This window comes from Convivina intestini, from assembly GCF_003096575.1.
GTDB classification, from domain to species: Bacteria; Bacillota; Bacilli; order Lactobacillales; family Lactobacillaceae; genus Convivina; species Convivina intestini.
The window spans coordinates 81485-90917 of the sequence record NZ_QEKT01000006.1 but is presented as its reverse complement, the minus strand read 5'-3'; the positions used below and the strand labels follow the sequence as shown (position 1 = coordinate 90917).

Sequence of the window (9433 nt, the reverse complement as noted above, 5' to 3'; positions counted from 1 at the left end):
TCGACTTCGATCTCTGATTCAAAGTCTGAATCCAAGTCGGCCTCGATGTCGGCAAGTACGTCCACTTCAGAATCTAATTCAAATTCAAAGTCTGACAGTACTTCTGCTTCAACTAGTCAATCGGCTTCCATGTCTCAGAGTGGCAATAATCCCGATTCAAACTCAGCCTCAACGAGTGCAAGCCAGTCAGCTTCAACATCGACTTCAAAGGATGGTAGCAATCCGGCTTCAGCTTCGGCATCAACGAGTCAGTCAACTTCTAGCTCAATGTCAACAAGCGCAAGTCAGTCGGCTTCGACATCGACTTCAAAGGATGGTAGCAACCCGACATCGGCTTCAACGTCGACATCAACGAGTCAGTCAGCTTCTAACTCAATGTCAACAAGCGCTAGCCAGTCGGCTTCAACATCGACTTCAAAGGACGGTAGCAACCCGGCTTCAGCTTCTGCTTCGACATCAACGAGTCAGTCAACTTCTAGCTCAATGTCAACAAGCGCTAGCCAGTCGACATCAAAGTCAAAGGCTAACAATCCAGCCTCGATGTCTGATTCTGAGTCAATGAGTCAATCAGCCTCGGCTGCTGGTTCAACGTCAATGTCAACGAGTGCTAGTCAATCAGCTTCGACTTCAAAGTCAAAGGCCAACGATCCAGCCTCAATGTCTGATTCTGAATCAATGAGTCAGTCGGCCTCGGCTGCTGGTTCGACGTCAATGTCAACGAGTGCTAGTCAATCAGCTTCGACTTCAAAGTCAAAGGCCAACGATCCAGCCTCAATGTCTGATTCTGAATCAATGAGTCAATCAGCCTCGGCTGCTGGTTCAACATCAACGAGTTCGGCTCACGGTAAGGTAGTACCAAACTCAACATCAACAAGCTTGAGTCCTGTTCTTTCAACTTCTGTTTCGAATGCGAAAGCACAAGGACACAGTGCTTTGCCAAATACTGGTAAAGACAGCGATAACCAATCAGCTGCTGGTCTAATCGGCTTAGCTGCTGCAACCTTGTCACTAGGTGTACTTGGTTCAAAGCGCAAGAAAGAGGAAGAAAAGTAAGACAATAAGCATTACTTTTTAACCCCAAGCATGGCAAAAGCCCCTGGATTTTAAATCCAGGGGCTTTTTGTAATCTAATAAAGCAGTAGCAACATGTATTACGTAACAATAAAGAGGATTAGCACGACTAGCTAGTCCTCTTTGCTTTTTATTATTCGACGACTTGACCTAAAATCATTACTTCGTGCTGATCGTTAATTGGTAGATCAGCATACTTAGGATTCAAGGAAACTAATCGGCGACCATTTTCATCATCAACATACTGCTTAACGTAAGCCTGTTGATCATAGTTGGCAATTACAATTTCACCAGAATGTACCTGATTAGTTCTTTTAACTAAAATAACCTGTTGATCAGCAAAACGAGGAGCCATGGAATCACCACTGATGCGAACAGCATAGTCATGGAGAGTCATATGACCTGTAAAGCTTTCCCATTCTGGCTCTGCATCCAACAAGTATTGGCCAGTTCCGGCCGAAACCGTACCTAAAATTTGGACACGATTTTTATTGGCATCAAGAGGGATGATTTTCTTTTCTGCTTGTAATAACTGGTTTGCATAACGATGCAGTTCTTGTTGATTACTTGGACTAAGCTGTTGTTCAATTTCAGCCAATCTTGTCGGAGAGAGAGCTGTAAGATCAGGACCTAAAATTTCGCTCGGTGACATTTTAAAATATTTGGCTAAAATTCGTACGTAAGACATCTGAATATCGGTGCCATGTTCCCAACGAGAAATCATACTCTTACTAATGGAGGTATGAAATTCGTCGTTTAATTCTTTTGCTAACTGTTCTTGTGATAATTCACAATTTACGCGAGCCTTTCTGATGATATTTCCAAATGTCATTTTATTCCTCCTGAGGGAATAATTATAACATAATTATTCCGTTTGGGGAACATTACTGTTGACAGTCTTTAAAAGTATAGGTAAAATAAAGCTGTTCCTTGAAAGGAACATAAAGAAAGAGCGAGGACTATATAATGACTAAAAGGTTGAGAGAGCCCTATTATGCGTTAAAAAAGTGGTTGCGCCGCAACCACCTATCACAGCTAGAACTGGCGGAAACGTTAAAAACCAGCAGCAATTATATTAATAAAAAAATAAATGGTACCGGTTCCGATTTTCGTTTGTCGGAGGTACGGCTGCTAGTTTCTAAGTATAGTATTCCAGTGGATCTATTCTTCGTACTTGGCCTACCGGAATCAGATAAAAAATAAAACCGTTTTTTGCTCAATTCATTGCAAAAACAAGACAACAATTGTTTTTTGCTTTATAATGGTGCTGTCAAATTAAATAAATTTTGGAGGCTTTTATGGCAAAGTTAGCAGTTACTGACTTGGAACTTGCAGGTAAGAAAGTTTTGATGCGAGTTGACTTCAACGTGCCCATTAAGGGTGGTGTGATTGGTAATGATAATCGAATCGTTGCCGCGCTACCAACTATCAAGTATGTTTTGGAGCACAATGGTCGCGCTATCTTATTCTCACATTTGGGACGGATTAAAACTGAAGATGATAAGAAAGAATTATCTTTGGCACCCGTTGCTAAGCACTTGGGTGAGTTGCTAGGTAAGGACGTTACCTTTATCCCTGAGACTCGTGGCGCAGAATTAGAAGCTGCGGTTAACGCTTTGGAAGACGGTCAGATCTTAATGGTTGAAAACACTCGTTTTGAAGACGTTAAGGATGGCGAGTATGTAAAGTTGGAATCTGGTAATGATCCTGAATTGGGTAAGTACTGGGCTTCATTAGGTGATGATATCTTTATCAATGATGCCTTTGGAACAGCCCACCGGGCCCACGCATCTAACGTAGGAATTGCTAGTAACGTTGACCAAGCCGCTGCTGGTTTCTTAATGGAAAAGGAAATCAAGTATCTTGGCGAAACAGTTGCTAACCCTAAGCGTCCTTTCGTTGCCATTATTGGTGGTGCTAAGGTTTCAGATAAGATTGAAGTTATCAAGGCATTGTTGAACAAGGCTGATAAGGTTATCGTTGGTGGTGGTATGGCCTACACCTTTGATGCTGCTAAGGGAAACAAGATTGGTAATTCTCTATTTGAAGCGGACAAGGTTGAGTTGGCTAAGCAATTGATGGCAGAAGCTGGTGACAAGCTAGTCCTACCCGTTGATGCTGTTGCTGCTGATGCTTTCAACAATGATGCTAAGACAGTTATTGTTGATAGTGCAGCTGGTATTCCTGATGGCTACATGGGATTGGATATTGGACCAAAGTCAATCGCTTTGTTCCAAGAAGTGTTGTCTGATGCTAAGACAGTAGTTTGGAATGGTCCAATGGGTGTCTTTGAGATGCCTAACTTCGCTAAGGGAACCTTGGCTATCGGTAACGAACTAGTTAAGGTTACTGAAAATGGTGGGGCAACTATCGTTGGTGGTGGTGATTCAACTGCCGCTGTTCAAGCTTTGGGTGTGGCTGATAAGCTTTCGCACATCTCTACTGGTGGTGGTGCTTCACTGGAATACCTTGAAGGTAAGCCTTTACCTGGAATCGAATCTCTTACTAATAAGTAATTTTAATTTTTACAACGTCCGTTTCGGGCGTTTTTTTATGCCCAAATCATGGTGCTTTATCTTTACGAATGGTAAGCGTATAATTGTGAGAACATATTTTAAGGGTAGAGGTGATTATTGTGGATCAGCCAATTCGAGTGATAGAAGAGAAATATTTAAAGAAGACTCTTAAAGCAATAAAAACAGCCATCGCGCATACTAAAGCGGCGATTAAACAATCAAATAAAAATATTAATGATGCCGCCAAAGGGTGGGATGATGTTCGCATCAAAACCGATACTTATTCGGGCATAATCGAAACAGCTATGTCAGTTCGGCAGCAACAACAGCTTTTAGCCGAGCGTGAAAATTCTAAATCACGTTCGCAACAACGTTACGAAACTCTAGTGAAACAAATTAAAAAGCCTTATTTTGCTCGGATTGATTTTAAAGAGAAAAATGGGGAAGATACGCCAAGCGAAACGATTTATATTGGTTTAGCTTCTTTTAGCGATGATGATAATAACTTTTTAGTCTATGATTGGCGGACACCGGTCGCTTCTATTTATTATGATGGTGGTATTGGGGACGTTGAGTATTTGACACCAGCCGGTCCGCAAGAAGCTGAAGTTACGTTGAAACGTCAATTCGAAATTGAAGATGGTGTAATTGTGACACTCTTTGATACCGAAGAAGCCATTGGCGATGCCATGCTGGTCAATGCCTTAGCTGGCGAGTCTTCAACAAAGATGAAGTCCATTGTCACCACCATTCAAAAAGAACAAAATAAAATCATTCGTGATACTGAAGCGGATTTACTCTTTGTCCAGGGGGCAGCTGGCTCTGGTAAAACGGCTGCCATTATGCAACGAGTGGCGTACTTGCTTTACCGTTACCGGGGAAAATTAACCAGTGGACAGGTGGTTTTGTTTAGCCCCAATCAGTTATTTAATGATTATGTGGACCAAGTCTTGCCAGAATTAGGTGAGCAGAACTTGGTTCAAATGACTTTCTATCAGTACGCTTCCCGTCGATTGCCACGTTTTCAAGTGGAAAATTTAAACCAACGTTTTGAAGATCAAGGTAAAAATCCTAAAATTGACCAATTAATGGGTAGCTTGGCGATGTATCAAGCGATTAATACCTATGCCAATAGCCTTAATCAAGGAGGAATTCGTTTACGGAATTTAATGTTCCATGGGGAGTCTTTAATTCGTAAAGAAAAAATCGCCGAAATTTACTACCACTACAATCAAAATTACCGTTTGTCACAACGCCTAGAAGCTACTCAGGAAAGCCTGATGCGCTCTTTACGGAGCCAAGTTGGTGTGCAAATTCGTCAGGATTGGGTTGAAGAAGCAATTGAAAACTTATCTAAGCAAGAATATGACGATTTAGTTGGCGCCGGTCGTAGCCGTCTTGGCGATGACCAAGAAGGGGATGCGGCGGCTAAAACGCGGATTAATCAATTGGGACAGGGCCTTCAGGAGCGCGAATTCAGCAGTGATAAGGCTGAACGCCATTTCTTGGGGAAGCAAATCGTGACTCGAGAATTACGGCCCTTGGCTCGTAAGATCCGTCGGGCAGCCTTTTTGAATATTAATGCCCAATTTGTTGACTTTTTAAATCAAGTACCTGACTATCTGGATTTGACGCAGTTTAACCTTAGTGTGGCTGAATGGCACGAATACGTTCAAAAGGTGATTGCTAGTCTGAAAAATGGCGAGATTTCATTAGCTAGTGCTACGGTTTATCTTTATCTTTATGATTTAGTAACTGGTAAACACGGACAGCGGGATATTCGTTTCCTATTTATCGATGAAATTCAGGATTATACGCCCTTACAACTGGCCTTTTTGAAGTTCTCGTTCCCCTTGGCCAAATTTACAGTTTTAGGTGACTTGAATCAGGCTATCTTTACGCATGAAAATGCCCAAGACCTACAAGATGATTTTTCTCAACTATTTGATGGAGATAAGGTGCATCGGGTTGAATTGAATCAGACTTATCGTTCGACACAACAAATCACGGACTTTACTAAGGCCATTTTGAAAGATGGTCAACGGATTGAGGCTTTTGATCGTAAGGGAGAGAAACCAGTCATTAAATTATATGCCGATAACCAAGAGGCACTAGTGGCTTTACGTCATCAGTTGAGTCAAAACCAGGCCGATCGGGAATCAACTGCTGTTATCACCGAATCCTTAGCCGATGCTCGTCAATTAACCGAGCAGCTTCAAGATACCGACATTACCTTGATTCACTCTGAGAACCAACGTTTGGTCACGGGCGCTATTATTTTACCGTCTTATTTAGCCAAAGGTTTGGAATTTGACGCCGTTATTATTTGGCAAGCCGATGCCCAACATTATCACAGTGAAAATCAGCGCCAATTGCTATACACGGTGGCCTCGCGGGCGATGCATCGCTTAACCTTGATTGGTACAGGGACAATGTCGCCCCTATTGACTGATTTACCGCAGGACTTATACCAAGAGGAATAATCATGGATGAGTTAGTTAATCAAATTTTAGCTAAATATCAGCAACGCTTTTTTGTGGTGGCTCTTAGTGGTTCAGTTGCCGTTGGTAAAAGTAGCTTTGCAGAACAGTTGGCCGAAAAATTGAGTAATAGGGGTCTGGATTGTCAGGTAGTTAGTAGTGATCATTTTCTATATACCAACCAGGAATTAACAACAGCAGGTATTTTTGAACAAAAAGGTTTTCCAGCTAGTTATCATTTAGACCATTTGGTAGGTATGTTGAAGGCCTTTGAATCCGGTGAGGCTCAGGTTGAAATTCCGCTTTATGAGCAAGATTTTGGCGATATTGTACCTGATCAACGGCAGATAATTACTCGTCCGAATATCTTGATTGTCGAAGGAGTGGTGGCCTTGCAGCTGCCCAGTAACCAACGGGACTTTAGTATTTATTTAGATGCTGATTTAGATCATATTAAAAATTGGTATCTTAGCCGCAACATTATGGCTACGCTAAGTGCTACTGATAATCCTAAGAGTTGGCGGTATCAATATCGTAATATGCCATTAGAACAGTTTAAAAACCTGGCCTTAGCGGTTTGGGAAACAACAAATCAAAAGAACTTGGATGATTATATTGGACCTAGCCGTCAGCAGGCTGATGTTTTGGTTCATTTGGATCGATGGCATCAACCAGATCGACTGATTAATCAATAAGATTTGCAATACGTTGACATAATTACACTTTGGTGTACAATTACCCATTGTGTAATTTTTTAATTTTTAGGAGGAATCAACATGTCCAGTGAACTAAAAGACATGAACGGGAAGCCAATTAATAAAATTGCCATGATGGCCCTTTTGTTAATCGGTTCTTTCGTTATTATTTTGATGCAGACCTCATTGGGGACTGCTTTACCTAGTTTGATGACAGCGTTTAAGGTTGATTCAGCAGGGGTCCAGTGGCTAACTACTATTTTTTTGATGGTTAATGGCATTATGGTGCCGGTTTCGGCCTTCCTTAATACCCGTGTTCCCACAAAATTTTTATATTTATCAGCACTACTCATCTATATTGTTGGGACACTGATTGCAGTGGTGACACCAACAAGTGCTTTTTGGCTGTTGATGGTTGCTCGAGCCCTACAAGCGGTTGCAGCTGGAATCGTAATGCCTTTGATGCAGGTTGTTGCCTTGGCCCTCTTTAGTGAAGAATCACGTGGAAAAGCCTTGGGGATGGTTGGTCTAGTTATTGGAATGGCCCCAGCCCTTGGCCCAACACTATCAGGTTGGATTCTTGACCAAGATCACACGTTTTTAGGTTTAACAATTGCCGGTAACTGGCGTTCAATCTTTATTTTGGTGTTGCCAATTGCGATTGCCGTTTTGTTAATTTCATTTGTCTACTTTAAAAACATTTTACCTACACGTGATGTGAAGTTAAACGTACGATCCCTAATTGAATCTACCTTTGGATTTGGCTTGATTCTGTTTGGATCAGCTATGGTTTCCGATCATGGGTGGACGAGTTTTACTTGGGTAATTTTGCCAATGCTTTTGGGACTGCTAGTCATTGCAGAATTTGCTTGGCATCAGTCACGCATGGCAGTGCCTTTCTTAGATATTTCAGTCTTCAAAAATCGTCAATTTACCATTACGACCATCTTAGTTTCGTTGGCTTTTATTGCCATGATTGGTGTGGAAATGGTTTTGCCAATTTACATGCAACGTGTACGTGGTTTAAGTCCATTAAATTCAGGTTTGACGCTCTTACCCGGAGCATTGATGATGGGGGCACTGTCCCCACTAGCTGGTTATCTATACGATAAGCACGGGGCCCGTCGTTTGGTTATCTTTGGATTTAGTTTGGTTTTCATTGGAACCGTACCCTTTTACCAACTAACTGAAACGACACCGACAGTTTTCATCACCACCTTGTATATGCTACGGATGGCTGGAATTGCTTTGACTATGATGCCGCTAACCTCATCAGCCATGGGAGTTTTGCGACAAAATCAAGTTGCCCAGGGAACGGCCGTCAACAACACGATTCGTCAGGTAGCTGCTTCCCTAGGGACAGCGGTACTATCTTCTATCATGCAATCCGTAATTAATGACCATACGCCTACCAGTAGCTTGAAAATCAAGGATCCGTTGGAATATGCTCAGCAGATGCTGAATGCTGGTCTATCTGGTTTCCATGCGTCATTCTTGTGTGCGGCTGGTTTTGTCCTAGTAGCTTTCATCCTGGCCTTTTTCTTACACAAGGGTAAGGTAACTGCTGCTGAACCTGAGGAGGAAAAAGCATGATTTTATTGATTCTATTTCTCTTTGTGGCACTAGCCTTTATTTCTTTGATGTTTTTAGATAAACAGGCCTATGTTATTGGCGGTGTCATCGGTTTCGTAGGTATCATTTTATCAGTGGGTCTGATTACGGCTAATATGGCCAACCACTTTGGCATGGAAACAAAAGTTACCACGCATAAAAGCGTGATGTACTCAGCTACTAATTCCAAGGGCTATGGCGTATTGTTGTATCAGCCGGTTGGTACTTCTGGAAAAGAAAATGTTTACATTTATCGTCAGCATGAACAAGATCAAAAGCCCACCATTGTTAAACCTGATTTGACGATGACGACTAATCGTCAAGCAATTGCTGGTAATCAAGCTTATCGGGTTACTAAGGATACGTGCTACGTCTATAAAAATGATTTCTGGAAGTTGATGTTTAACATTGCTGGCAATGATGGTGAGTTAAAAAAGCGCCAAGTTACCTACCAGTTGCCACAGAACTGGATTGCTCTGACAACTCAGCAAGCTAAAACTTTACAGGCTAAAATAACGCCTAAGACTGATGAAGAAAAGGCGACTTTAGCTCAACAGCAAGAAGCCTTAGCTGAACTGGCACAAAGTGATCCTGATCAAGCGGGCATCAAACAGGTACAGCAAATCAAAGCGACACTGAATATTTAGTCTTTGTTCAAGGGAGCACTTGTACTCTCTTTGGAAGCATGCTATACTAACGATAGTAATTTAAGTTTTTGATTTTGATTTGTTTTTTTCGGAAGGCGTCATACCAATTATTTTTAATTACAACTACATTATTTTGGTGATACACCTAAAGGAGAACAATCATGGAAAAAGGAACAGTAAAGTGGTTTAACGGAGAAAAGGGTTACGGCTTCATCACTCGTGAAAACGGTGAAGATGTTTTCGCTCACTTCTCAGCTATCCAAGGTGACGGTTTCAAGACTTTGGAAGACGGTCAGTCAGTAACTTTCGAAGTTGAAAACTCAGACCGTGGTTTGCAAGCTACTAACATCGTTAAAGATTAATATTTAAAGCCTAGGAATTTTCCTAGGCTTTTTGTTTTGCTGAAATTTTGT

The 9433-nt window shown here is 41.7% G+C and carries 8 protein-coding genes; 7 read left to right on the top strand and 1 reads right to left on the bottom strand.

Features of this window, described 5'->3' with window-relative positions; all coding sequences use genetic code 11:
* The coding region (locus C7384_RS05865) for an LPXTG cell wall anchor domain-containing protein (RefSeq protein WP_116585379.1) at positions 1 to 1053 on the top strand (1053 nt) is incomplete at its 5' end.
* A 151-nt stretch (positions 1054 to 1204) separates the two neighbouring features.
* Here the strand turns inward: C7384_RS05865 and C7384_RS05860 are convergent.
* Positions 1205 to 1903: a helix-turn-helix domain-containing protein gene (locus C7384_RS05860; RefSeq protein WP_089939021.1), complete on the bottom strand. Its 699-nt coding sequence runs from the start codon at positions 1901 to 1903 to the stop codon at positions 1205 to 1207.
* 466 nt (positions 1904 to 2369) lie between these two features.
* On the opposite strand from C7384_RS05860, the gene C7384_RS05850 reads away from it, so the two are divergent.
* The 6 genes from C7384_RS05850 to C7384_RS05825 all read left to right on the top strand — a co-directional run bounded on the left by C7384_RS05850 (position 2370) and on the right by C7384_RS05825 (position 9382).
* A complete protein-coding gene (locus tag C7384_RS05850) occupies positions 2370 to 3587 on the top strand; it encodes a phosphoglycerate kinase (protein ID WP_089939017.1) in 1218 nt (405 codons plus the stop codon).
* Between the two features lie 119 nt (positions 3588 to 3706).
* The gene (gene helD / locus C7384_RS05845; RefSeq protein WP_089939015.1) at positions 3707 to 6070 is read left to right on the top strand and encodes an RNA polymerase recycling motor HelD; all 2364 of its coding nucleotides are present in this window, start codon (positions 3707 to 3709) and stop codon (positions 6068 to 6070) included.
* A gap of 2 nt (positions 6071 to 6072) precedes the next feature.
* A complete protein-coding gene (locus C7384_RS05840; protein WP_089939013.1) occupies positions 6073 to 6762 on the top strand; it encodes a type I pantothenate kinase in 690 nt (229 codons plus the stop codon).
* A gap of 81 nt (positions 6763 to 6843) precedes the next feature.
* On the top strand, positions 6844 to 8355 hold the full coding sequence (locus tag C7384_RS05835) for an MDR family MFS transporter (RefSeq protein ID WP_089939011.1): 1512 nt from the start codon (positions 6844 to 6846) through the stop codon (positions 8353 to 8355).
* Positions 8352 to 9020 carry a DUF4811 domain-containing protein gene (locus tag C7384_RS05830; RefSeq protein ID WP_089939009.1) on the top strand — a complete coding sequence of 223 codons (669 nt, stop codon included), beginning with the start codon at positions 8352 to 8354 and terminating at the stop codon, positions 9018 to 9020. Before C7384_RS05835 ends, C7384_RS05830 begins: the two co-directional genes overlap by 4 nt.
* Positions 9021 to 9181: 161 nt before the next feature.
* Positions 9182 to 9382, top strand: a complete 201-nt coding sequence (locus C7384_RS05825) for a cold-shock protein (RefSeq protein WP_089939007.1) — start codon at positions 9182 to 9184, stop codon at positions 9380 to 9382.
* Positions 9383 to 9433 lie beyond the last annotated feature (51 nt).